This is a genomic window from Aequorivita sp. IT1282 (assembly GCF_058068205.1).
Map to the genome: position 1 here is coordinate 53586 of NZ_JBYRHR010000007.1, position 22734 is coordinate 76319.

Annotated in this window: 22 protein-coding genes; 7 read left to right on the top strand and 15 right to left on the bottom strand. The window is 36.9% G+C overall.

Annotated features, from left to right (window positions below; translation table 11 throughout):
- Window positions 1–39: 39 nt before the first annotated feature.
- The 3 genes from aat to AC3RVG_RS15055 form a co-directional block, all read right to left on the bottom strand.
- Entirely contained in the window at window positions 40–681 is a 642-nt protein-coding gene (gene aat, locus AC3RVG_RS15045; RefSeq protein ID WP_489692378.1) for a leucyl/phenylalanyl-tRNA--protein transferase, read from the bottom strand.
- Between the two features lie 97 nt (window positions 682–778).
- Window positions 779–1156, bottom strand: a complete 378-nt coding sequence (locus AC3RVG_RS15050) for a DUF3127 domain-containing protein (protein ID WP_489692300.1) — start codon at window positions 1154–1156, stop codon at window positions 779–781.
- 71 nt (window positions 1157–1227) lie between these two features.
- Window positions 1228–2103: a flavin reductase family protein gene (locus AC3RVG_RS15055; RefSeq protein WP_489692301.1), complete on the bottom strand. Its 876-nt coding sequence runs from the start codon at window positions 2101–2103 to the stop codon at window positions 1228–1230.
- Between the two features lie 119 nt (window positions 2104–2222).
- On the opposite strand from AC3RVG_RS15055, the gene AC3RVG_RS15060 reads away from it, so the two are divergent.
- Together AC3RVG_RS15060 and AC3RVG_RS15065 are read left to right on the top strand one after the other, a co-directional pair.
- Complete coding sequence (locus tag AC3RVG_RS15060; RefSeq protein ID WP_489692302.1) at window positions 2223–3377, top strand: sensor histidine kinase; 1155 nt, start codon at window positions 2223–2225, stop codon at window positions 3375–3377.
- Between the two features lie 2 nt (window positions 3378–3379).
- Window positions 3380–3724 (top strand): hypothetical protein, encoded by a 345-nt coding sequence (locus AC3RVG_RS15065; protein WP_489692303.1) that lies wholly within the window; start codon window positions 3380–3382, stop codon window positions 3722–3724.
- On the opposite strand, the gene AC3RVG_RS15070 is transcribed toward AC3RVG_RS15065, so the two are convergent.
- Together AC3RVG_RS15070 and greA are read right to left on the bottom strand one after the other, a co-directional pair.
- Complete coding sequence (locus tag AC3RVG_RS15070; RefSeq protein WP_489692304.1) at window positions 3721–4116, bottom strand: HIT family protein; 396 nt, start codon at window positions 4114–4116, stop codon at window positions 3721–3723. The two genes, AC3RVG_RS15065 and AC3RVG_RS15070, sit on opposite strands and share 4 nt — an antisense overlap.
- A gap of 2 nt (window positions 4117–4118) precedes the next feature.
- Entirely contained in the window at window positions 4119–4595 is a 477-nt protein-coding gene (gene greA / locus AC3RVG_RS15075) for a transcription elongation factor GreA (protein ID WP_489692305.1), read from the bottom strand.
- A gap of 294 nt (window positions 4596–4889) precedes the next feature.
- On the opposite strand from greA, the gene AC3RVG_RS15080 reads away from it, so the two are divergent.
- The gene (locus AC3RVG_RS15080; protein ID WP_489692306.1) at window positions 4890–5327 is read left to right on the top strand and encodes a hypothetical protein; all 438 of its coding nucleotides are present in this window, start codon (window positions 4890–4892) and stop codon (window positions 5325–5327) included.
- Window positions 5328–5371: 44 nt separating this feature from the next.
- On the opposite strand, the gene AC3RVG_RS15085 is transcribed toward AC3RVG_RS15080, so the two are convergent.
- A complete protein-coding gene (locus AC3RVG_RS15085; RefSeq protein ID WP_489692307.1) occupies window positions 5372–7759 on the bottom strand; it encodes a TonB-dependent receptor in 2388 nt (795 codons plus the stop codon).
- Between the two features lie 331 nt (window positions 7760–8090).
- Here AC3RVG_RS15085 and AC3RVG_RS15090 point away from each other — a divergent pair, with 331 nt between their 5' ends.
- Entirely contained in the window at window positions 8091–10565 is a 2475-nt protein-coding gene (locus AC3RVG_RS15090; protein ID WP_489692308.1) for an ATP-binding response regulator, read from the top strand.
- Between the two features lie 2 nt (window positions 10566–10567).
- Here the strand turns inward: AC3RVG_RS15090 and AC3RVG_RS15095 are convergent, their stop codons facing one another.
- The 9 genes from AC3RVG_RS15095 to AC3RVG_RS15135 all read right to left on the bottom strand — a co-directional run bounded on the left by AC3RVG_RS15095 (window position 10568) and on the right by AC3RVG_RS15135 (window position 17558).
- On the bottom strand, window positions 10568–11947 hold the full coding sequence (locus AC3RVG_RS15095) for a sigma-54-dependent transcriptional regulator (protein WP_489692309.1): 1380 nt from the start codon (window positions 11945–11947) through the stop codon (window positions 10568–10570).
- A 123-nt stretch (window positions 11948–12070) separates the two neighbouring features.
- Window positions 12071–12460 (bottom strand): hypothetical protein, encoded by a 390-nt coding sequence (locus AC3RVG_RS15100; protein ID WP_489692310.1) that lies wholly within the window; start codon window positions 12458–12460, stop codon window positions 12071–12073.
- 218 nt (window positions 12461–12678) lie between these two features.
- Window positions 12679–13083, bottom strand: a complete 405-nt coding sequence (arfB, locus tag AC3RVG_RS15105; protein ID WP_489692311.1) for an alternative ribosome rescue aminoacyl-tRNA hydrolase ArfB — start codon at window positions 13081–13083, stop codon at window positions 12679–12681.
- Window positions 13080–14606, bottom strand: a complete 1527-nt coding sequence (locus AC3RVG_RS15110; protein ID WP_489692312.1) for a DUF4301 family protein — start codon at window positions 14604–14606, stop codon at window positions 13080–13082. Before AC3RVG_RS15110 ends, arfB begins: the two co-directional genes overlap by 4 nt.
- Before the next feature lie 96 nt (window positions 14607–14702).
- Window positions 14703–15242: an AAA family ATPase gene (locus AC3RVG_RS15115; protein ID WP_489692313.1), complete on the bottom strand. Its 540-nt coding sequence runs from the start codon at window positions 15240–15242 to the stop codon at window positions 14703–14705.
- Window positions 15239–15877: a nicotinamide riboside transporter PnuC gene (pnuC, locus tag AC3RVG_RS15120; RefSeq protein ID WP_489692314.1), complete on the bottom strand. Its 639-nt coding sequence runs from the start codon at window positions 15875–15877 to the stop codon at window positions 15239–15241. Before pnuC ends, AC3RVG_RS15115 begins: the two co-directional genes overlap by 4 nt.
- Window positions 15861–16121 carry a thiamine-binding protein gene (locus tag AC3RVG_RS15125; protein ID WP_489692315.1) on the bottom strand — a complete coding sequence of 87 codons (261 nt, stop codon included), beginning with the start codon at window positions 16119–16121 and terminating at the stop codon, window positions 15861–15863. The genes pnuC and AC3RVG_RS15125 overlap by 17 nt, the downstream gene beginning before the upstream one ends.
- A gap of 102 nt (window positions 16122–16223) precedes the next feature.
- Window positions 16224–16919 (bottom strand): phosphoglycerol geranylgeranyltransferase, encoded by a 696-nt coding sequence (locus AC3RVG_RS15130; RefSeq protein ID WP_489692316.1) that lies wholly within the window; start codon window positions 16917–16919, stop codon window positions 16224–16226.
- A gap of 9 nt (window positions 16920–16928) precedes the next feature.
- The gene (locus AC3RVG_RS15135) at window positions 16929–17558 is read right to left on the bottom strand and encodes a 4'-phosphopantetheinyl transferase superfamily protein (protein WP_489692317.1); all 630 of its coding nucleotides are present in this window, start codon (window positions 17556–17558) and stop codon (window positions 16929–16931) included.
- Window positions 17559–17651: 93 nt separating this feature from the next.
- Between AC3RVG_RS15135 and ahcY the strand changes: the two genes are divergently transcribed.
- From ahcY to katG, 3 genes are all read left to right on the top strand, one after another.
- The gene (ahcY, locus tag AC3RVG_RS15140; protein WP_489692318.1) at window positions 17652–18968 is read left to right on the top strand and encodes an adenosylhomocysteinase; all 1317 of its coding nucleotides are present in this window, start codon (window positions 17652–17654) and stop codon (window positions 18966–18968) included.
- A 197-nt stretch (window positions 18969–19165) separates the two neighbouring features.
- Window positions 19166–20308: a methionine aminotransferase gene (locus AC3RVG_RS15145; RefSeq protein WP_489692319.1), complete on the top strand. Its 1143-nt coding sequence runs from the start codon at window positions 19166–19168 to the stop codon at window positions 20306–20308.
- 132 nt (window positions 20309–20440) lie between these two features.
- Window positions 20441–22720: a catalase/peroxidase HPI gene (gene katG / locus AC3RVG_RS15150; RefSeq protein ID WP_489692320.1), complete on the top strand. Its 2280-nt coding sequence runs from the start codon at window positions 20441–20443 to the stop codon at window positions 22718–22720.
- Window positions 22721–22734: the final 14 nt, after the last annotated feature.

The window sequence follows — 22734 nt, forward strand, 5'->3', positions numbered from 1 at the left end:
GCTATCAAGTTTGATTAAATAATTCCAACTAAGAAAATGCTACACGCTAAGAATTTCCAAAAACTCGGCTCTTCCAATCTCCTCTGCCCCTAAACTTTCCAAATGTTCATTATAAATCTGACAGTCAATAAATTTATAATTTTTTGTTTTTACATATTCCGAAAGATGATAAAAAGCCACTTTTGAAGCATCGCTAACCAAGCTAAACATACTCTCGCCACAAAACACTTTTTTCTGTGGAAGGTCTATTCCGTAGAGTCCGCCAACTAATTTTTCGTTTTCCCAAACCTCAATAGAAACTGCAAATCCAGCTTTGTGTAAACCAGTGTATGCATGCTGCATATCTTGAGTTATCCATGTTCCGGGTTGTCCTTTCCGCAAAACGGTAGCGCATTTTTTAATGACTTCTATAAAATTTTTGTTGAATGTGACTTTAAATTTTTCACTATTTATCGTTTTTCGGAGACTTTTAGAAACCTTGAATTTTTCAGGAAATAAAACCATTCGTGGGTCTGGGCTCCACCAAAAAATGGGCTGATCTTTTTCAAACCACGGAAAAATTCCTGAATTGTAAGCTAGAAGTAATCGCTGCATCGATAGATTGCCACCAATGGCTAGCAAACCATCATCGGTAGCTTCTGAAGTATCAGGGAACCAAAGCTGTTCAGTTAAATAATGCATCATTCAAAATTGGTGAAAATTTTCACATAAAAAAACCTCGAAGAAATTGTTATTTCTTCGAGGCAATTCAAACCATGGGAATGGTCTACGCCCTTATTTAAAAGGGAAGATCGTCATGTTCTTCTTCGTTAAAATCGTTTGCAGGCTCAAAAGCATCAGCAGGTGGCATTGGCGGCATATCGCCACTTGGGGCTGCTGCAGATAAATTTTCAACGCGCCATCCTTGGATGCTGTTAAAATATTTAGTTTCGCCTTGTGGATTTACCCATTCGCGACCACGAACATTAATGCTAACTTTTACATCTTGTCCCACTTTGTAAGCGTTCAATAAATCGGTTTTATCCTGCACAAATTCTATCATTATAACTTGTGGATATTGCTCTTCTGTAGTAATTACTAGCTCGCGTTTTCTAAAACCATTGTTACCATAGGTTTTAGTTTCATCTATCATTTTAATTTTTCCTTGTAATTCCATCTTTTTATTGTTTATTCTTTATTGTAATTTTTTATTCTACTTTTTTTAATTGCACGCGATTAATCGCGAGCCTACTTCTTGCTTAGCAAAACTTTCCACGCTTCATCAACTTTTCCTTCGCAAAGATATTCTTTTGCTTTTTTATGAATTGCTTCTGAATTGTTAGAAATAACTATTTTTTTAAGTTCTTCCGAAGCATTTATAAAGGTATTAATTTCTTCTGAATTTGGGAAATTTTCTACATTACCCAACATCCCTAAGTCATTTCCGGTTAAAACTTTGCTATTGCGAATTTCTTCGGGAAGCTTATCTACGCCTATCCCCAGAGTTGTTAACGGTTTTGGGACTTCAAAAAGACCAGCTTTTGCACGGCTGTACCAATTGCCGCCTAGTCTGGAAACGGTATCAATTTTGAAAGGATCGATAGCTCCATTTTCATCAAGAATATCTTCTTTTATATGAATTTTTACCACTTCGCAGATAACTAAATTACCCGCGCCACCTTCTTTTCCGAGTGAAATTACCTCGTTTACTTTACATTCTAATTGAACGGGAGCTTCTGCCACACGTGGTGGTTTTATCATTTCGGAAGCTACTTCTGTAAAACCAGCTTTGGTAAATTCGTTTACACCTTTGGCATATTCGGTAGAGGATAATGATACTTGTTGCACCATTTCAAAATTGACGATGTTTATAACCACTTCGGGTACTTGCAAAACATTTTCATACGTATGTTTTGTAGTATTATCGCGCCCACGTCTTGCAGGCGAAAAAACCAAAATTGGCGGTTTTGCACTAAAAACATTAAAAAAACTGAAAGGGGAAAGATTTACATTTCCTTCGCTATCGACGGTACTTGCAAAGCATATAGGCCTTGGTGAGACTGCGCCCAATAGATAGCCGTGTAATTTTGCGGTAGATAATTCGTGTGGTTCAATAGAAATCATTGGCGCAAATGTACCTAAAGAATATAGCTTGTAAAAACTTGATTGTACAATAATATCAACATATTTGCTTTATATTTAAACCTGCCTTCGAGCAGGCAATTTAGAAAAATTTATTCTTTATGCTGCGCAACAAATCACTCTCCCGTTGGGGTTTTATATTTGCTTCTATTATTGTTATTAGCCTTATTTTGTGGAATACGTATATTTTCTTTAATCAGTTAAAAGAGAATGAACGTGCTAAGATGGAAATTTGGGCTGTTGCTCAAGAGGAGTTGGCCCAAAGTCAAGAAGACGACGGCAGACCCGTAAGCGAAACAGCGCTCACTATAATCCGCGGTAATAGCACAACGCCTATGATTCTTCATACTTTAAGGGAAGATAATTATGTAGGTAGAAATATTGATGAAGATATCCTTAACAACGAAAAAGATAGGCAAAAGAAAATCGCTCAATTTATTTCGGAATACGAACCTTTGGAAGTAAAATATAATGACCAAGTTCTTTCTGTAATCTATTTTGGAAATTCTCCATTGATTAATAAATTGAAATACTACCCAGCAGCACTTATCCTAATAATTTTCCTTTTCATTTTAGCTGTTTATCTTTTCTATAAAACCTCTAAATCTTCTGAACAAAACAAGCTTTGGGCAGGAATGGCGAAAGAAACCGCACACCAAATTGGCACGCCACTTTCCTCTTTGGTGGGCTGGACCGAAATTTTAAAAAGCGAGAATGTAAATCCAGAATATATAGTTGAAATGGAAAAGGATGTTTCGCGTTTAGAAACAATTACAGATCGATTTTCGAAAATTGGTTCGATTCCTAAACTGGATCAGCACGATTTAATTGAAGAAACAAAAACTACGTTTTATTACTTGCAAAAGCGATCTTCCAAACTCATAAATTTTCAACTCAATATTCCAGAAACCCCTATCTATGTTCAATTGAATCCACAACTCTTTAGTTGGACGATTGAGAATTTAGTGAAGAACGGAATTGATGCAATGAAAGGGAAAGGCACCATAACAATTTCCATAGAAAAAAATTCAAAATTTGTCTTCTTACGAATAACCGACACTGGAAAAGGACTTACAAAAAGTGAATTCCGAAGAATTTTTACTCCCGGTTACACTACCAAAAAACGTGGTTGGGGCTTAGGACTTTCGTTGGCAAAACGAATTATTGAAGAATACCATAAAGGAAAAATTCGCGTTATAAAAAGCATCCCCAATCAAGGCACCACAATGGAAATAGCCCTAAAGACAAACACCTAAAAATGAGTTCTAAAAACCATACAATACATACAGCGCGCTTAAATAACAACTGCCCAACCTGCTTTGGCACAGACGGTTTAGAATTTACATTTTTGCAAAAGGAAAACGAAACACCACTTTATATTAAACCCTCTACTACTATAACTGAAAAGCTGTATTGCCATACCTGCAATAACATTATTTATCCTGTAAACTGGACGGAAGACATTGAGCGTGTTTTTGATTACAACAAAAAAATAGCGGAAACCAATAAACTTTATTTAAAGGTAAAACCGCTATTTTATATTTTAATCTTGGCAGCAATTGTAGTGGTTGCTGTGTTAATTTATGCTTTAATTCCGGCTTAAGATTTTAGTTTTTCGCTAATTTTTTCAGCTAATGCTTCAAATTCTTCCGAAGTCATTTTTACTTTTTTGGTAAAACGCATATCGTCCATTTCATTTAAAGGAATAAGATGTACGTGCACGTGTGGCACTTCTAAGCCTACAACGGCCATTCCAACGCGTTTGCACGGTACTGTTTTTTCAAGGGCACGAGCTACTTTTCGAGAAAATTGCATTAATTGTAAATACATATGCTCGCCCATATCAAAAATCTTATCGATTTCTTCTTTTGGAACACAAAGGGTGTGGCCTTTTGAATTTGGATTTATATCCAAAAAGGCAATAAAATTATCGTCTTCAGCAACTTTGTAGCAAGGAATTTCTCCTTCAATTATTTGTGTGAAAATTGACGCCATAATTAATCTCTTGTAATTTCTAAAATTTCAAATTTAAGGACGCCATTTGGCACTTGTATTTCGGCAACTTCGCCTTTTTGTTTACCCAACAATCCTCTTCCGATAGGGGAATCTACGGAAATTTTTCCGGTTTTTAAATCGGCTTCACTTTGTGCTACCAACTTATAGACCATTTCCATTCCGTTATTTTGATTTTTAATCTTCACATTTGAATGCACCAAAACTTTGCTTAAATCTAATTGCGACTCATCTATTAAACGGGCATTTGCAAGCACTTCTTCCATCTTCGCTATTCGCATTTCAAGCATTCCCTGCGCCTCTTTAGCAGCGTCATATTCGGCATTTTCACTTAAGTCACCTTTATCGCGAGCCTCAGCAATTGCGTTGGAAGCTTTTGGCCGCTCCACATCGCGTAATTGATCTACTTCATCTCTTAATTTTTTTAATCCTTCGACTGTATAATAAGATACTTTGCTCATAATTTCATCGTTTGTGTATGTAGAACATACATATTCTTTATATAACAAAATCCCGACAATTGGCGGGACTCACTTTAATAAATTGAAAAAATCCCATACGCAGACGGGATTGTGTTTAACAAATATACTAAAAATTTAGTTGTTGCGTAATTTGTTGTAATTTCGTCCAGAATATTTTTTTGATGAATTGCCCACTCACAGATTACAAACCAATTACAGCAAATTTTTAGGAGTATTTCACAGCCTTGGCGTGTGTAGCTTTAGTACCCCATTTTCTAAATATATTATATAAAAATGAAAAATAATATCCTTTTACTTTTACTTGTTTTAGTAACACTATCGTGTTCAAAAAATGACGACAAACAAGATCAAAATCCCTATTTAACAAACCCAGTAGTAAATTTAAATTTAAACCTAAATTTACCAGAATACAACCCGTTGAAATTTCCAGGAAATTACGTTATCACCTCCCAAGGCATCAAGGGGATTGTAGTTTATTGCGTTACCGAAACCCAATATTTCGCATATGATTTAACAGATCCAAATCACGCGCCAAGTAGTTGTTCACGGATGGAAGTTAACGGAATAATTGCAACTTGCCCTTGTACTACCGATGAAAATGAATACAACATCGTTAATTTTGGAAGACATGTTACAGAGCCAGATGCAAAATACCCTATGCAGCAATATCTTGCAATTAGAAATGGTAATACTGTAAACGTCACTAATTAGCACTTTAGCTCCGTTATAGAGAAACGGAGCTAAAGCGTAAATTCTTAAAACTTTACCGTCGCTCCCACCAAAAAGTTAATTGTTGCCTGCGGATAATAGCCAGCGCCTTCAACAGTAGTAATGGCTCCCGGATTGCTGAAATCGTCATCATACGTATAAAAATAACCGTTGGAGATATATTTCACATTGAAAATATTGTTCACCAAAGCTGAAAAAACAACTTCTTTTATCCACGGAAGTGTGTCTAAAGTGTAAACAATATTGATGTCATTTATGAAATAACTACTAAGTTTTGAAGCTTCACTATCAATATTCCCCATATACTGCTCCCCCACAAATTTGGAAAGAAAACCAAGTTGCAAATTATTAATTGGCGAGTATTCCAGCATATTTGCTGCAACAATTGAAGGTGAAAACGAAATATCTGTGTTTCCTAAATTTACCAATTCACCATCGCGGGAGCTAACAAAATCTATATTTTTATTCGTGCTAAGTGCTATATTTGGTAAGGTTCTCAAGTTTTTCAAAAGTTGAATTTCGGCATCTATTTCAAGTCCTAATCGGTAACTATTACCGCTACTTGTTCGTAAGGCAGCGCCCACATCGTTCAATTCGCCAGAAAGCACTAATTGATCTTCGTAATTCATAAAGTAAATATTGGAGTTCACCTTTGCTTTTCCTGAAGCGAAACGCCAGCCAAGTTCAAAATCGTCTAATTTTTCTGGTGTAATTATTCCCTGTTCGTAATCGTTTCTTGAAGGTTCGCGATGTGCTTTTCCATATGAAAAATAGAATTGATTCGAAGCACTTAATTTATAGGTTATTCCAGCTTTCGGGTTGAAAAATGCATAGTTTTCATCATAAATCATTTCAACTAAATCTGAAGTAATTCCGGAAGTTTTATAGTTTAGAAATCTTCCCTGCAAATCGCCAAAAACGCTCCATTGACTGTCTATTCTGTACGTAGCTTTTGAAAAAACGGTGAATTCACTTTTTTCACCATTACTGTCGTAATACCTATCGCGAATCTCAGAATTGCTGGCGTAGCGCGCCCAAATTACTTCGCCATAATGGTCGCCAGTATAGTAACTATAGAATGCGCCACCCGTAAAATCGATTTTATTGTTTTTGTAATTTACGTTTGCATTCGCTGCATAAAAATGGTTATCCAACCAACGACGACGTATTAAATCGGTTGAATTAATGGTGTCATTCCCTGTTTCAACAGGTTCAAAACCGTAGGTTTCAAAATCCTCACCTTCCTTGTACTGCTCAAAATAACCCTTTCCTCTGGTGTAGTTGAAAGATATATTCGTGCTCCAATTATTATCGAAGCGTTGGTTCCAAAGTAATTGATAGTGATCCTGCGAATAATTATCTACTTCCTTATCATAAAACTGAATATTTCCGTCTTCATCTGTGTACATACCAGCACTGTTGTATGTTCTATCATTCTCCAATTTTTCGGGGTCTTCAAGGCCGTTCCAAGATTGGTATGTTTCTTCCGTGCCACCAAAAACTAAGGCTTTTATAAGTGTGTTTTTGTTCACAAAGGCGCCTTGTAAAAAGTATGATTTTAAGTCGGAACTGGCTCTGTCAATATATCCATCAGATTTGATGGTAGATAACCTTCCCGCTAATTCAAAATGATTGGAAAGCAAGCCAGTGCTGAACTTAACATTGTGTTTATATGTATTATAACTTCCGAATGAATTGGAGAATTCACCATTTGCTTCATTTGAAACCGCATCGCTTAATAAGTTTAAACTAGCGCCAAAAGCCCCCGAACCGTTGGACGAAGTGCCCACACCGCGTTGTAATTGTAAGCTTTGAATCGACGAAGTAAAATCGGGTAAATTCACCCAAAACGATCCCTGACTTTCCGAATCGTTATACGGAATTCCATTTAGCGTAACATTCACCCGTGAAGCATCGCTCCCACGAACCCGAATGTACGTATAACCCACGCCTGCTCCCGCATCGCTAGTTGTAACTACCGATGGCAGGTAGTTAAGCATATACGGAATGTCTTGCCCAAGGTTTCGCTTTTCAAGCTCCTCTTTGTCGAGATTTGAGTGTGTAATAGGCGAATCTGCATCAACACGAACGGCGTGTACTAAAACTTCGTCTAAAGATTCTGGTGCTCTATTTAACGTAATATTCAATTCTAAATCGCCATTTAAGATTACAGAACGATTATCGGGTAAATAGCCGATGTGGCTAAAATGAATTGTTTGAATTCCAGAATTTAAAGAAACTTTATATTTTCCATCAAAATCTGTAATGGTACCCCCATCCCCTTTCAGAATAACATTTGTTCCAGGTAAAGGTTGCCCGTCAATATCAGTCACAAAACCCGACACGGTATATTCCTGAGCAAAAATGATAAAACTAAAAAAGGTGAAAACTGTAGAAATCAATAACTTTTTCATTCGTAATAATTTTAAATTATACGAATAAAAGGGGCATTATTCTTTATTAGTTAAATGTTAAAATAAAAAATCCCTGAAAACAATGCGTCGCGCATTATTACAGGGGGTTCCTATTGTTTCCCTTGGCAGCATTACCCGCCCAGGTTCTTTGGGTATAATCTCAGCTTTTCTCAATTATGAATTCAGAATTCAAAATTTCGATTGGCACCCCTTTGAGATGTTCGGCAAATGTACATTTCTTTTTTAAATTCCACTTTCATTTTCATTTTCAATTTCTACATTTTATCATATCATTAATACTTCGCCTTTTAATAGTCTTTATATTTGAACAATGACTAATTCAAAAAATAAATTCACTTTTAAAATAATCCTAAGCTACCTTGTTTTGGGAGCCTTATCGGTTTTGGTTGGCTTTTTTTTATATTCTGAATTTAAATCTTTCACTGCTGAATCTGCTGAAAAAACAGGTGAAAAAAAGTTTATTGAAACAGGCACGCTTATAAACCTTGTGTATAAAACCGATGGATTTTCAAGGCTCGCTCTTTTAACAGAAAGTGATGATGATTTTGAAAAATATATGGAAAAAACCGATTCTCTTTTCAAAAAAATTGAAGAGATTAAATCGCTTACCACAAACGAATTTCAAATAAAACAATTAGACAGTGTCCATTCGCTGCTCAAAGAAAAAAATAGAAATATTGAGCAATTACGCATACTAAGGCTTACAAATCAAAAAGATACTTCGCTTGACGATATAATGCGCGAAGTGCGTAAATTGGAGGCTTCCGTGGGCTTAAACTCTGTGGAATCGCTTATCCGCACCCCCTCAGATTTAAATAATCAAGAGCGCAATTTCTGGCAGAATTATGCCGATTACCTCAACAGTGATGCTATTCGCGATACTTCTACCGTTAAGTCTAAAACCGTAGATTCTATGCTTATTGCGTCGCGCTACATTGTGGCGGAGGCTAAAAAAGAAAACTCGCGAATTCGTGAATCTTTAATTCAAAAAGAGAATGACCTTATTCGCAATGACCTTAATATTTCCGAGCGTTTGCGCGAAATAATTGCAAGTTTCGACCGCGAGATTACCAAAAATAATAATCTCGAAAAACTACAGCGTGCAGAATCAATTGAGCGCACCAAACAGATTTTGAAGATTGCTGGGATTTTAGGCGGGATCGTGGTTTTACTATTTTCATATTTTATCCTTTCAGACTTTTTTAGGGCAGAACGTTTTAAAAAGAATTTAGAAGACTCAAAAAATTATGCAGAATCACTTCTAAAAAGTCGCGAACAGCTTATTTCTACAGTAAGTCACGATTTAAAAACCCCACTGAATACAATTAGTGGCTACGCCGAATTATTTCAAAATTCAAGCCTTTCCGAAAAGCAAAAATACTATTTAACGCAAATTACTTCCAGCTCACATTTTATTTCGCATTTAGTGGACGATTTGATGGATTATTCAAAATTGGAAGCGGGAGTATTGGCAATTGATAGTGTGCCTTTTTCACTAGAAAACATAATTGCCGAAGCCGGAAACGCTGTAAAACAACTGTATCCACAAAAACAAGTTGCTCTAAAAATATCAATTGCCGAAGAGATAAAAAACCAAATCTTCGAAAGCGATCCGTTGCGAATTCGGCAAATAATAAACAATTTGGTGGGCAACGCTTTTAAGTTTACCGAAGAGGGATGCGTTAAAATAGAAGTGGAAGAAATTGAAAAGAAAGGCAAAATTTCAACCATTCAAATTTCAGTAATCGATTCGGGAATCGGTATTTCAGAAGAAAAACAGCAACTTATATTTAACGAGTTTACGCAAGCGGAAAGCGAGATTGCACAGAAATTTGGCGGAAGCGGTTTGGGCTTGGCGATCTCTAAAAAACTTACTGAATTATTAAACGGAAATTTAAAAGTACAAAGCGTTTTAGGTGAAGGGAGCAGCTTCTCTTTAGTAGTACCACTTAAAAATTCTGATCGAATTTTAACCAAAGCGAAAGAGCAAAATTCCTTTAAAGGTTTGAACGCGGTGATAATTGACGATGACGAAGCAATGCGTGCGCTTTTACAGGAAATTTTTCAACAAATGGAGATTAGCTCACGGGCATTCAGCAGTTTTGAAAACTTCCTAGCTTCAAACTTTGTTTTCGGTACTCGAGCAGAGTTGAGGAACGAATTCGTTTTAACCGACATTCAAATGCCACAAACCGATGGTTTTACGGTTTTAAAAAGATTGAAAAATCGTGAAATTTCGTCGTATAACAATCAGCCAGTTATAGCAATGACGGGAAGTCGGGAGCACGAGCGCAGTTTTTACTTCGAAAAAGGATTTGCAGAAATGCTTCCAAAACCCTTCACTAAGCAGCAACTAACTGCAGTTTTGGTGAAAATTTTTCCTAAACAAAGCAATTTAGTAGTAGAAGAACAATTGGTTGAAACAACACAACAAAGTGCTTCCCAAGATGAAAAATTTGACCTTTCACTTTTAAAATCTTTTTTGAATACACCCGAAGCGATGGCAGAAGTGCTGGAAGTTTTCAATGATCAAACCGAGAATGATTTAAAACAACTGAACAGTTTGATAGCGCAAAAGGCCATTAAAGAAATCTCAGAAATCGCCCACCGTATGCTTACAATGCATCGACAAATTAGGGCGACGGCTGTAGTTTCAATTCTTGAAAAAATGGAAGATTACGATAAGATTGATGCCAAAAAAGTTGGAGAAATTGAATTGCAAAAGGATTATGAAAAGTTGATTTTGAATATAAAAGATTTACAAAAAGCGCTTGAAAGTCGGTGATTTTAAAGCTCAATTTTATAAAGCTCAAGCTTGTTGTAGAGCGTTTTCCGGGTAATATTAAGCAATTTTGCGGCTTTGGTTTTGTTGTAATCTGCTTCCTTTAAAGCGTTCAAAATAAGTTGTTTTTCGTTACTTTCTGTGGAATAATCTATTGTTTCTTTTTTTGATTCTGAAGAAAAAAGAACTTCTCTGGGAATCACTTCCAACGGAACTAAATCTGAATTGGTCAATAATACGGAGCGTTTAATAACGTTTTTCAACTCACGCAAATTCCCAGGCCAAGCGTATTTTTTAAAAGCTTCTTCCACTTCTTTTGAAAATCCTTTTACCTCTTTGTCCAAAGAAACATTTGCCTGCGCCAAAAAGTATTCTATAAATAAAAATAGATCCTCTTTTCGCTCATGCAGCGAAGGAATGTGAATTGAAAATTCATTTAACCGATGGTATAAATCTTCACGAAATTTACCTTCGGCAACGGCTTTTAACAAATCTTCATTTGTAGCTGATAGAATACGTACATCCACTTCAATTTCAGTATTGCTACCCACGGGTTTAATGCGTCTTTCCTGCAAAGCACGTAATAATTGAATCTGGTTTTCATAGGAAAGATTTCCTACTTCATCCAAAAAAAGCGTCCCGCCATCTGCAGCTTCAAAATGACCTTTTTTGTCGTTTACGGCACCTGTAAAACTCCCTTTTACGTGACCAAAAAATTCGCTTGCCGCAATTTCTTTTGGGATTGCACCACAATCTACGGCGATAAAATTGCAGTCATTTCGCTTGCTATAATTGTGGATGGCTTTTGCGGCAACTTCCTTTCCGGTACCGCTCTCACCTTGAATTAAAACGCTCATGTCCGTTGGGCCCAAGATTTTCAAATATTCATTGAATTTTTTCGAAGATTCACTAATTCCAACAACAAATTGAGGTTTTTCTATATGATTTGTCTGCTCGCTGGTTTCATTTTCTTCCGTGCTTTTCGATACTTGTGTTTGCGAAGAAACATTTTCTGAGCTTGTTTTATTCTTAGAATCTTCTTCAATAATCATCAACAATTCCTCTGGACGAAAAGGTTTCGAAATATAATCTAAAGCTCCCTTTTTTATGGCTTTTACCGCTGTATCTACTTCGGCATAACCAGTCATTAAAATTACTTTTGTTTTGGGAGATATATTTTGGGAGTATTCTAAAAGCTCCAAACCAGAGTCGTCGGGAAGTTGTAAATCAGTAATTAAAATGTCGAAATTATTTTCATTCAACATTTTTCGGGCATTTTCACCGGTTAGGGAAACGGTAATTTGAAAGCCCCTTTTTTCCAAAAAAGTAGTTAGCATTTTTCCAAAAGCTACGTCGTCTTCAACTATATGTATTTGCTGCGTCATTAGGTTTTTCAAGATGGTAAAAATAATCAGTAAATGAGCGGCTAACCTCTAAATTTTTCACAAAAAAAAGGCGTCCAAAATTGGACGCCTTTTCTGAAGTATTGAATCTAAAATACCCGCAGCTTACTGCTTCTTTAATTCATTTTTAATCCACTCACCTTTTGCGTTTGCATAAACAGTTGCGCTTTTTGCATCGGCAGTTGCAAGTTCGATTTTATATTCTCCTTTGGCATTTACATAAGCCTTAGAAATAGTAGCCTCGCTAAAATCTTTAGCTACGGCAGCTTGAACCGTTTGCGGTAATTTAGAAGCTTGTACTTCCTTATAATCTTGTGCTGCTTTAGCAACAATTACTGCATCCGTATCCTGAGCAACATCCAATCTGCTTTCCACTTGCGCTTCAACAGCGGTTTGTTTTTGCTCGTTCATTGCGGTTGGTTCCTTGTCTGTTTGCGCAGTTGCTGCAGTTAGACCTCCTAATAAAATTGCTGTACTTAAAATTAACTTTTTCATAATGTCTGTTTTAAATTTTACTTATTATTTATTCGTTTCTAAGTTTGTTTGTTGACTTGTATATAGAAAAAGTAGTGCCATAGAAATATAGCAACAGAACATAGCTGTAAGAACCTATAATACAGTAGTTTAGAAAATATTTATTTATTCTGAAAAACGTGGAAAGTGTATAAAAAGTAGAACAACTGTGTAAATTTTACACAACTATTGTATAATCGTTACTCAAGTTTGGGTGGTTTGCGATTGGCTTTTTTAAAGGCGTTCTCCTTTTTTGATTTTATTCGCCTTTCAATTGCCCCTCTCGAAGGTTTTGTTTTCTTGCGAGGTTTTGCAACTTTCAAATTGTGTTCAAGGATATTCACCAACCTTTCAATAACAATTGCCTTGTTACGATGCTGGCTTCTGGTTTCGCCGCATTGCAGCATTATAATTCCTTCGGAAGTAATTCGTGAAGATAATTTAAGATGAAGTCGCTCCTTTTCTCTTTCCGATAGCGCTTGTGAAGAATCAACGTTGAAGGATACCTCAACTTTCGAAGCCGTTTTATTTACGTGCTGTCCGCCCGGCCCGCTACTGCGGATGGCTTTAAAAGAGAGTTCAGATATTAATTGGTCTTTGTTCACTTTGGCTGGTGTGCTTCGTTTAAAAGGTCGTTTACGGTTTTTACAGGATTGAAAGTAATGAGCGGCACTTCAACAAAAACAGTATTCCAATTTGCCATAGCCCCATTCCAAAGTCCGGGAAGTTCTAATGCTTTTATGCGTTGTCCAAAAAATGATTTTTCAGAAATAAATCCTGTGTCTGGATTTGAAAATTTCGTCAAATCATATTTTTCACCTTTATAATTGCGAACCCCACAAACTAAATCTACAGGGTTAAAGTGAGTTGCTTTATCAACAAATTGCTTTTGTTTCGGATTATGGATGTCTATCTGCGACATTTCCACAATCTGATAGGACAGGTTTCCATTCTTGTCTTTTATAAGAAATGGTCCGCCGCCGGGAGCACCCGTGTTTTCAACCACACCGCAAATGCGAATTGGCCGTTCCAAAACATTTAAAAGCGCCTCTATATTTATAGGTGTATCCTTAATTTTTAATTCTTCGGAAATAAATTTAGAAGCAGATTTTAGAATTTCTTCGGAATAATTATTTGAATGAAGTTTTTCAACAAACTCGAAAATTTGCTGCTGAAAGGAAATCAATTTGCCGGCAAGTACTTTTTTCTGAAAAGCGATTGTTTCTACAAAGTTTTGAGAAACTACATTGTCTATATTTTTTATGAAAACAATATCTACATCCACATCATTTAAGTTTTCCAACAATGCGCCGTGACCCGAAGGACGGAAAAGCAAATTGCCGTTTTCATCTAAAAACAAATTGTTATCGGGTGTTGCAGCTACTGTATCTGTTTCATTTTTTTGAAATGAATACGAAATATTATACGTCACTCCAGTTTTGTTCGCCACTATTTCCTGTATTTCAAGGTAGCGTTTTTTGAATTTTTCTTCATGTTCTGCAGAAACGGTAAAATGCAAATTTGCAGTCCCATTTGAGGTTGCGTAGAAAGCCGCTTCGTACAGTTGTTCGCCAAAGGCAGTAACATAATTGGCGTCGTATTTATGAAAAGGAACAAGTCCTTTCGGCGTATTGCCGAAATTTAAACCTGTCTCTGCCAGCATTTCTTGAACGAATAAAAAGTACTGTTTCCCTTTATTGAAATCTTCAAAATTAGAATACTTTTCATTCAATTTTTCTTTCACCAAAGTAGAAAAAGCAAAATTGTCAATGCTGCCCAAAAATCTTTTTAGATTACTATTTTCCTCCTTTAGAAGAAATGTTTCAAAAACATCATTTTCGGGATTGAAATTATCTAAAAACTGATGCAAAAATTTAAACATACGCGTTGCTGCGCCTGAAGCGGGAACAAATTTAAGAAGCTCCAACTCATCTTTTTTACTATCAAAGAGTGAAACAAAATCTGCTTGCTGTGCTGTAGATAAGATTTCAATTCCATTATTTGCAGAAGCGGGAGCAACGACGTTTGCAAACGGAATTCCATTCTTAAATATTTGCAACTGTTCTTTAACCTTTGCCTCGGAAAGTCCGTGGGCTTTTATTTGATTTATGTCTTTTTCAGTAAACATTTTTTGTAATTATTTCTCTGTGACGCTCTTTGACTTTTCTCGGTGTAACTCTGTGTTATAGTTGTTTCACAGAGTAGCGCAGAGAACCGCAGAGGTTCACAGAGATTTTGATTTTAGCAATTGGTCAATAATTTCAACTGCGCTATTAAATCTCTCTTCTTTGTTTCCTTTTAATATTTTATAAGGGAAACCTTGCGTTTTTAATTCGGCCTCGAAAATACGAAACATTTCTTCGCGATTGTTTGGTCGATCCCGCAAAATATCTGCTTCCCAAGGCGTATCAATATATGTTAAAAGGTAGATGCTATTATTACTTTTGGTTGCTTCATTTTTAATTTCCGACGCGCAAAATCCGTTGTAATAGTATTCAGAATACACTTTTAATTCAAGCAGGTTTGTGTCGCAAATCAGAAGATTTTCAGCAAGTTGCAAGGCTTCATTTTCAAGTTTTAGCTGCCCTTTTGCGACAGGAATTAAATCTTCTTTTGAAATCAATTTTTTTTCAGAATCCCACTTTTCCTGAAGGTATTCCCGCATAAATTCAGGCACCCAAAGCGTATCGTAATGCTCCGCCAATTGTTTTGCAAGCGTAGTTTTTCCCGTAGATTCGGGGCCGTATAAAACTACTTTTATCAATTCAGCAGACTGGTTTCGGGTATGTTCAAGTTTCTCTTCCAAGCGCGGTATCCATAAATGGCAATAATAGTGAATAAAAGGTATTGAAACGAAGTAAACACGAGTCCTTTATAAAGATAGAGCGGCACCGAAATAATATCGCCAATAATCCAATAAATCCAGTTTTCAACTTTCTTTTTCGCCATAAGCCACATTCCTACAAAGAAAATGGCAGTTGTAATTGTGTCAACGTAAGCGGTCCAACTATTCCATTTTTCGAAAAATTCATAAAGTGCAAAAACTAAAATCAGTGATCCTACAAAAATATATATAGAAGTTTTTTGCTCTTTTTTTGTGGTTTTGGTAATTGGAGTATAATGGGTTTCATCCACTTTTCTTGTCCAAATATACCAACCGTAAATGCTCATTGCAAAATAGTAGGCATTTATCATCATATCGCCCAAAAGCCCATAAATTGCTAAGATATAAACGAAAATTGCCGTACTAATAATTCCCGTGGGATACACGAGAATATTATCCTGCTTGCTATACCAAACACTTAAAAACCCAAAGAAAACGCCAATCAATTCCAAAACAATTAAATGTGTTGGAACCTCAGCGTATTGGGCAAAAAACCAATCAAAAATGAGGTTCATAGTCGCTACGGTCTGATTTTACTATTTTTATATAAAGCAAACCTCTTTCCACGGCTTCCAATGCAATTTTCATTTCCTTTTGAAGCAGGCTCATTACAGCATCATAATCGCCGTAAACTTGTGTACTCAACGGATTTTCCAAAACTGTGAGTCCTGAATTTCGCAAACTTTTTATGAAGTCGATAATTGCAGGTTCGAAGTCGTCCTGTAGTGGCGAAAGCGTTAATTCTACTGAAATATTCATTTCTTTATTTTTCTTCAAAGTTACAAGTTCCTTTGCGTCCTTTACGACTTTGCTTGGCAATTTTACCGCAGAGGTGCAAAGAACACAGAGATTTAAAATCTTTTAAAATTCGTACGCCGTTCCCATTACAATCATATCTGCCCCTGCGTTATAAGCTGCCTTTTTCTGCAATTCAGTTTTTATACCGCCACCAACAATTAGCGGAATCTGAATAGCCTTTTTAACTTCGGAAATAATTTCTGGGTTTACAGGAAACTTGGCTCCGCTACCCGCTTCCAAATAAATTAATTTGGCGCCCATAAATTGTCCCGCAAGTGCTGTATTTACTATTGTTTCAATATTATCTTGCGGAAGTGGTTCCGTTTGAGTCACTTTTGAAACGGATGAATTATTTCCGCCATCAATCAAAATATAGCCAGTGGAGATAATTTCCAACGCCGATTTTTTAATTTTCGAAATAGATTTTATTTGCTGCCCTATTAAATATTCAGCATTTCTTCCCGAAAGTAAGGTTAGAAACAATAGCGCATCTGCCAAATGGGTAATATGCGAATAGTCGCCCGGAAAAAGAAAAATTGGAAGTTTTGTCTCTGCTTTTACAGCTTTTACTGTCGCCTCAGTTTCGCCATTTGCGACACTGCTTCCTCCTATAAAAAGATGTGTAGTTTCCTTCGGAATTTTACTTAGAAATGATTTTGTTTCAGAAATAGTAAACTTATCTGGATCTATTAAAATAGCAAGTTGCTTTTTCTTTTCGGCAATAGATTTCAGTAAAGAATTATAGAACGACTCTTCCATCTACTGTTTTCAGGATTTTAGGGCGTATGCACAAGTGAAACCTTCAAACTCCAAATAATCTACATTATAAATTTCGGTTTTGTCTTCGAAAGTTACCGTAGCAGTAGTTTTGTAGTCTTCAAGTGCAAATTCTTCCACATAAATATTTTGCAAAAAGCTAACGCCTTTTTCGGCAAAACTTTTATAGAGAGATTCTTTCGCGCACCAAACAATGGTAAGTTTTCTCATCATTGCATCTTCGTTTGCAATGGTTCGGTATTCTTCAATTGGAGTAAATTTATGAGCGATACGTAGAATTTTGTTGCGTTGCATTTCAATATCAATTCCCACTTCTTTATCGCTAATAATTATTGCAGAAAAATTGAAGGAATGTGTAATTGAAATATGCTTATCGCCCGTTAAATGTGGCTTTCCGTTTTCGTCGTAATATAAATCGTGATCGGTAAAACCCTCTAAAGCCATTAAATGCCGAATACTCATAAAGCCACGCTGATGCAGATCGCTTTTCATATTCAACACTCTATTAGAACAGTTTTCGGTTAAACTAATTTCTTCAGCGAGCGATTCAAACGACTCTTCAATCTTCCAAATGAAGACTTTAGTTGTGGGATTAACTGTTATAGTTTTGTAAAGTGGCATAGATTTTTAAGAGATAATTTGTACTTTTGCGGACTGAAAAACAGAAATTATTCTTAACAAATACCCGCATTCGAGGGTATAAATATAACAAATATGTCAACGAAAACTGTGCCTTACACGGCGTTTAAAGTAAAAGATATTTCCCTAGCAGACTGGGGAAGAAAAGAAATTGAGCTTGCTGAAGCAGAAATGCCAGGGCTTATGTCTCTTCGTGAAGAATACGGAAAAGAGCAGCCTTTAAAAGGTGCGCGCGTTGCTGGTTGTCTTCACATGACCATTCAAACCGCAGTTTTAATTGAAACTTTAATTGCCTTAGGTGCTGAAGTTACTTGGAGTTCTTGTAATATTTTCTCTACTCAAGATCACGCTGCCGCTGCAATGGCTGCTGCTGGAGTAGCAGTTTATGCTTGGAAAGGAATGACCGAAGAGGAATTTGAATGGTGTATTGAACAAACACTTTTCTTTGGCGAAGACCGCAAACCGTTGAACATGATTCTTGATGATGGTGGCGATCTTACTAATATGGTTTTAGATAAATATCCAGCACTTGCTGAAGCAGTAAAAGGTATTTCTGAAGAAACTACTACTGGTGTTCACCGTCTTTACGAGCGTGTAAAAAAAGGAACTTTGCCAATGCCTGCTATCAATATTAACGATAGCGTTACTAAAAGTAAATTCGATAATAAATACGGATGTCGCGAAAGTGCTGTGGATGCAGTGCGTCGCGCAACTGACATAATGATGGCCGGAAAACGCGTTGTTGTTTGTGGTTATGGCGATGTTGGTAAAGGAACTGCCGCTTCTTTTAAAGGAGCCGGAAGTATCGTTACCGTTACAGAAATTGACCCTATTTGTGCGCTACAAGCTGCAATGGACGGTTTTGAAGTGAAAAAATTAGAGACTGTTGTTGGAAATGCAGACATCGTAATTACTACAACTGGAAACAAAGACATCGTTCGTCCAGAACATTTTGAAGCGATGAAAGACAAAACAATCGTTTGTAACATTGGGCATTTTGATAACGAAATTGCTGTTTCTTGGTTGAAAAATAACCACGGAAAGTCACACGTAGAAATTAAGCCACAGGTTGATAAATATACTATCAACGGAAAAGATATCATTCTTTTAGCTGAAGGTCGTTTGGTAAACCTAGGTTGCGCAACTGGTCACCCAAGTTTTGTAATGAGTAATAGTTTCACCAATCAAACTCTAGCACAGATTGAGCTTTGGAAAAATGGCGAAAACTACGAAAATGAAGTATATATGCTTCCAAAGCATTTGGATGAAAAAGTAGCGAAACTTCACCTTGCCAAAATTGGTGTTGAACTTACAGAACTTTCTACCGAACAAGCCGAATACATTGGTGTAACTGTAGAAGGGCCATTCAAGCCAGAGTACTACAGATACTAATAATTCCCGCCTTTCGGCTATCGCTCAAGATAGACTCTGGCTGGAATCTCTTACTTTTAAAATTGAAACCCTTGTAGCGATGTGAGGGTTTTTTTATGTTTAAAAATGAGCTTCGATACATATCATTTTTGGACGAGTGAAAAATATAGTAACTTAGGCAGTCGCACTTGAAATAGACTTTTCAAATACCTTAAAAAATGACTAAAAACTCAAAACTTCCAAACATTCCAACTTCCATTTTTTCAGTAATGAGCAAAATGGCAACAGAACACAATGCTTTAAACCTAGCGCAGGGATTTCCGAATTTCCCCAGCGATCCGGCTTTAAATGCATTGGTAGATCAAGCAATGCGCGACGGATTTAGTCAATACGCCCCGATGCAAGGCGATTTTGAGCTGCGCATGGAAATCTCAAAAAAGATTGAAAACCTGCATAATCATTTTTACAATCCCGAAACTGAAATCACTATTACTGCTGGGGCAACGCAAGCTATTTTCACCATAATTGCAGCTACAATAAGTAAAGGAGATGAAGTAATTATTTTCACTCCGGCATACGATTGTTATGTGCCAACGGTGGAATTGTTCGGTGGAAAGGTTATCCCCATTCAACTAAAACCTCCATTTTACGCTGTCGATTGGCAGGAAGTTGCAGATAAAATCACTTCCAAAACGAAGATGATAATCATCAATAGTCCGCACAACCCAAGTGGAATGCTTCTTTCTGAAGAAGATATGCTTCACTTGCAAAATTTGGCAGAGAATAACGACTTATTGATTTTAAGTGACGAAGTTTATGAACACATTATTTTTGATGGCAATATGCATCAAAGCGCTTCAAAGTTTGAAGCTTTGGCATCGCGAAGTTTTGTTACTGCTTCCTTCGGAAAAACATTTCATAACACGGGCTGGAAAATGGGGTATTGTGTTGCGCCCGAAAGTTTGATGAAAGAGTTTCAAAAAGTACATCAATTTGTAGTTTTCTGTGTGAACCATCCTTTTCAAAAAGCATTTGCTACTTATCTGAAAGATCCTGAACACTATTTAAAACTTTCAAATTTTTACCAGCAAAAGCGCGATTTCTTTTTGCATTTAATGGAAGGTTCAAACTTCAAAATAATTCCGTCAAAGGGTACTTATTTTCAAATGCTCGATTTTTCAGAAATTTCAAATGAAAGTGATATCGCTTTCGCGGAAAGGCTTACGAAGGAATTTAAGATAGCCACAATTCCTACTTCAGTTTTCAACGAAGGGAAAAAAGACTTTAAGCAAATACGTGTTTGCTTCGCCAAAACAGATAAAACTTTAGCACAAGCAGCTGAAATTCTTAAACAATTCTAATTACTTAATTTTATTCCGTCTTTACGTCACAATAAGTTTTAGCAATCAAAACATTAAAACAACCGATTGCTTTTTAAAGCATTAGCACTTTTAATCGTTATTTTCGTAAAGCTCACAAAAACCCTTTCAATTATGGAAAATAACAAAGACAAAAACTACCACAAAAGCGGAAACCCAAGTGGAAATACAGGCGATGCTTGGGAAATAAATGATGATGGCGCAGCAGATCAATGTCCATATTTCGGCAATACCCAACAGCAAGTTGCTGGTGGTGGTACAACTAATGGCGACTGGTGGCCGAATAGTTTACGATTGAATGTGCTTCGTCAACAAAGCGCAAAGTCGAATCCGATGGAAAGTGATTTCGACTATAAAAAAGAATTCAAAAAACTAGATTACGGTGCTTTAAAGAAAGACCTCATAAATTTAATGACCGATTCACAAGACTGGTGGCCTGCAGATTATGGCCATTACGGAGGTTTATTCATTAGAATGGCTTGGCATAGCGCGGGAACATACCGTGTTACCGATGGTCGCGGTGGTGGTAATACGGCAAACCAACGCTTTGCACCTTTAAATAGTTGGCCAGATAACGGAAACTTAGATAAAGCACGTTTATTACTGTGGCCAATCAAACAAAAATATGGCAAGCAAATTTCTTGGGCAGATTTATTACTTCTTACAGGAAACTGTGCTTTGGAATCAATGGGTTTCAAAACCTTTGGTTTTGCTGGAGGTCGCGAAGACGTTTGGGAGCCAGAACAGGATGTTTATTGGGGTTCAGAAACACAGTGGCTCGGCAACGACAAAAGATATGAAGGGGGGCATCTTGAAAAACCTTTAGCAGCAGCCCATATGGGTTTGATTTATGTAAATCCAGAAGGTCCCAATGGTGAGCCAGATCCGTTAGGTTCTGCACATGATATTCGAGAAACCTTCGGCCGAATGGCAATGGACGATTATGAAACAGTAGCTTTAATTGCTGGCGGACATACCTTCGGAAAAGCCCACGGCGCTGGCGATGCTGAAAAATATGTAGATTCTGAACCTGCGGGAGCAGGCATTCAACACCAAAGTAAAGGGTGGATAAATAGTTATAAATCTGGATTTGGTGACGATACCATAACCAGTGGTTTGGAAGGTGCTTGGACGCCCACGCCAAATAAATGGGACCATGATTATTTTAGGGTATTGCTAGATTATGATTGGGAATTAACCAAAAGTCCGGCTGGCGCACACCAATGGAAACCAACGGCGGCTTCTAATGCGCACAAAGCGCCAATGGCTCACGATGCTTCAAAAACGCAGGATTTAATGATGTCTACCGCAGACATTGCATTAAAAATGGATCCTAAATATTTAAAAATCTCAAAGCACTTTCGTGAAAATCCTGAAGAGTTTGAAGATGCTTTCGCAAAGTCTTGGTATAAATTAACCCACCGCGACATGGGGCCAGTTTCACGTTATTTAGGTCCCGAAGTTCCGAAGGAGGAATTGCTGTGGCAAGATCCAATTCCCGCAGTTAATCACGCCTTAATTGACGAAAACGATATTGCTTCATTAAAGACTAGCATCTTCGATTCTGGTTTAACTGTTTCTCAATTGGTTTCTACCGCTTGGGCTTCGGCTTCAACGTATCGTGGGTCTGATATGCGTGGAGGAGCCAATGGTGCTCGAATTAGATTAGAGCCACAAAAAAACTGGAAAGTTAATAATCCTTCCCAACTTTCAATAGTTTTGGGAAAAATGCAAGAAATTAAAAACGATTTCAACAATAATCAAAATGGCGATAAAAGAGTTTCAATGGCAGATTTAATTGTTTTGGGCGGAAGTGCAGCAATTGAAAAAGCCGCTAAAAATGCTGGCCATAATGTAAATGTTCCATTTACACCAGGAAGAGGCGACGCTTCGCAGGAACAAACAGATGTTGATTCATTTAAACATCTTGAACCTTCTGCAGATGGTTTTAGAAATTATTTGAACCCAAATCAGCACGCTTCTTTTGAAGAACTTTTAGTTGATAAATCGCAACTTTTAACGCTCACCATTCCAGAAATGACTGTTTTAATTGGAGGAATGCGTGTTTTAAAAACTAATTACGACGGTACAGACCACGGTGTGTTTACCGATAAGTCCGAAACATTAACGAATGATTTCTTTGTAAACCTTCTCGACTTAGGGACTACTTGGAAAGCCATTGGCAATGACGATCGTGTTTTTGAAGGGCGCCATCGCTCATCAAATACTTTTAAATGGACCGGCACGAGAGCAGATTTAATTTTTGGTTCTAATTCAGAATTACGTGCAACGGCTGAAGTTTATGCGTGCGAAGATTCTAAAGAGAAATTTGTAAACGATTTTATTGCCGCTTGGCACAAAGTGATGAATTTAGATCGTTTCGATTTAAAATAAGAGAAATGTCAAAT

Coding starts and splice junctions, on each gene's coding strand:
- AC3RVG_RS15070 (WP_489692304.1), bottom strand. CDS start 4,116: ATGGCGTCAATTTTCACACAAATAATTGAAGGAGAAATTCCTTGCTAC.
- aat (WP_489692378.1), bottom strand. CDS start 681: ATGCATTATTTAACTGAACAGCTTTGGTTCCCTGATACTTCAGAAGCT.
- ahcY (WP_489692318.1), top strand. CDS start 17,652: ATGTCAACGAAAACTGTGCCTTACACGGCGTTTAAAGTAAAAGATATT.
- AC3RVG_RS15110 (WP_489692312.1), bottom strand. CDS start 14,606: ATGTTTACTGAAAAAGACATAAATCAAATAAAAGCCCACGGACTTTCC.
- AC3RVG_RS15065 (WP_489692303.1), top strand. CDS start 3,380: ATGAGTTCTAAAAACCATACAATACATACAGCGCGCTTAAATAACAAC.
- katG (WP_489692320.1), top strand. CDS start 20,441: ATGGAAAATAACAAAGACAAAAACTACCACAAAAGCGGAAACCCAAGT.
- AC3RVG_RS15095 (WP_489692309.1), bottom strand. CDS start 11,947: ATGACGCAGCAAATACATATAGTTGAAGACGACGTAGCTTTTGGAAAA.
- AC3RVG_RS15090 (WP_489692308.1), top strand. CDS start 8,091: ATGACTAATTCAAAAAATAAATTCACTTTTAAAATAATCCTAAGCTAC.
- AC3RVG_RS15125 (WP_489692315.1), bottom strand. CDS start 16,121: ATGAATATTTCAGTAGAATTAACGCTTTCGCCACTACAGGACGACTTC.
- AC3RVG_RS15135 (WP_489692317.1), bottom strand. CDS start 17,558: ATGCCACTTTACAAAACTATAACAGTTAATCCCACAACTAAAGTCTTC.
- AC3RVG_RS15080 (WP_489692306.1), top strand. CDS start 4,890: ATGAAAAATAATATCCTTTTACTTTTACTTGTTTTAGTAACACTATCG.
- AC3RVG_RS15055 (WP_489692301.1), bottom strand. CDS start 2,103: ATGATTTCTATTGAACCACACGAATTATCTACCGCAAAATTACACGGC.
- AC3RVG_RS15130 (WP_489692316.1), bottom strand. CDS start 16,919: ATGGAAGAGTCGTTCTATAATTCTTTACTGAAATCTATTGCCGAAAAG.
- AC3RVG_RS15100 (WP_489692310.1), bottom strand. CDS start 12,460: ATGAAAAAGTTAATTTTAAGTACAGCAATTTTATTAGGAGGTCTAACT.
- pnuC (WP_489692314.1), bottom strand. CDS start 15,877: ATGAACCTCATTTTTGATTGGTTTTTTGCCCAATACGCTGAGGTTCCA.
- greA (WP_489692305.1), bottom strand. CDS start 4,595: ATGAGCAAAGTATCTTATTATACAGTCGAAGGATTAAAAAAATTAAGA.
- AC3RVG_RS15060 (WP_489692302.1), top strand. CDS start 2,223: ATGCTGCGCAACAAATCACTCTCCCGTTGGGGTTTTATATTTGCTTCT.
- AC3RVG_RS15050 (WP_489692300.1), bottom strand. CDS start 1,156: ATGGAATTACAAGGAAAAATTAAAATGATAGATGAAACTAAAACCTAT.
- AC3RVG_RS15085 (WP_489692307.1), bottom strand. CDS start 7,759: ATGAAAAAGTTATTGATTTCTACAGTTTTCACCTTTTTTAGTTTTATC.
- AC3RVG_RS15145 (WP_489692319.1), top strand. CDS start 19,166: ATGACTAAAAACTCAAAACTTCCAAACATTCCAACTTCCATTTTTTCA.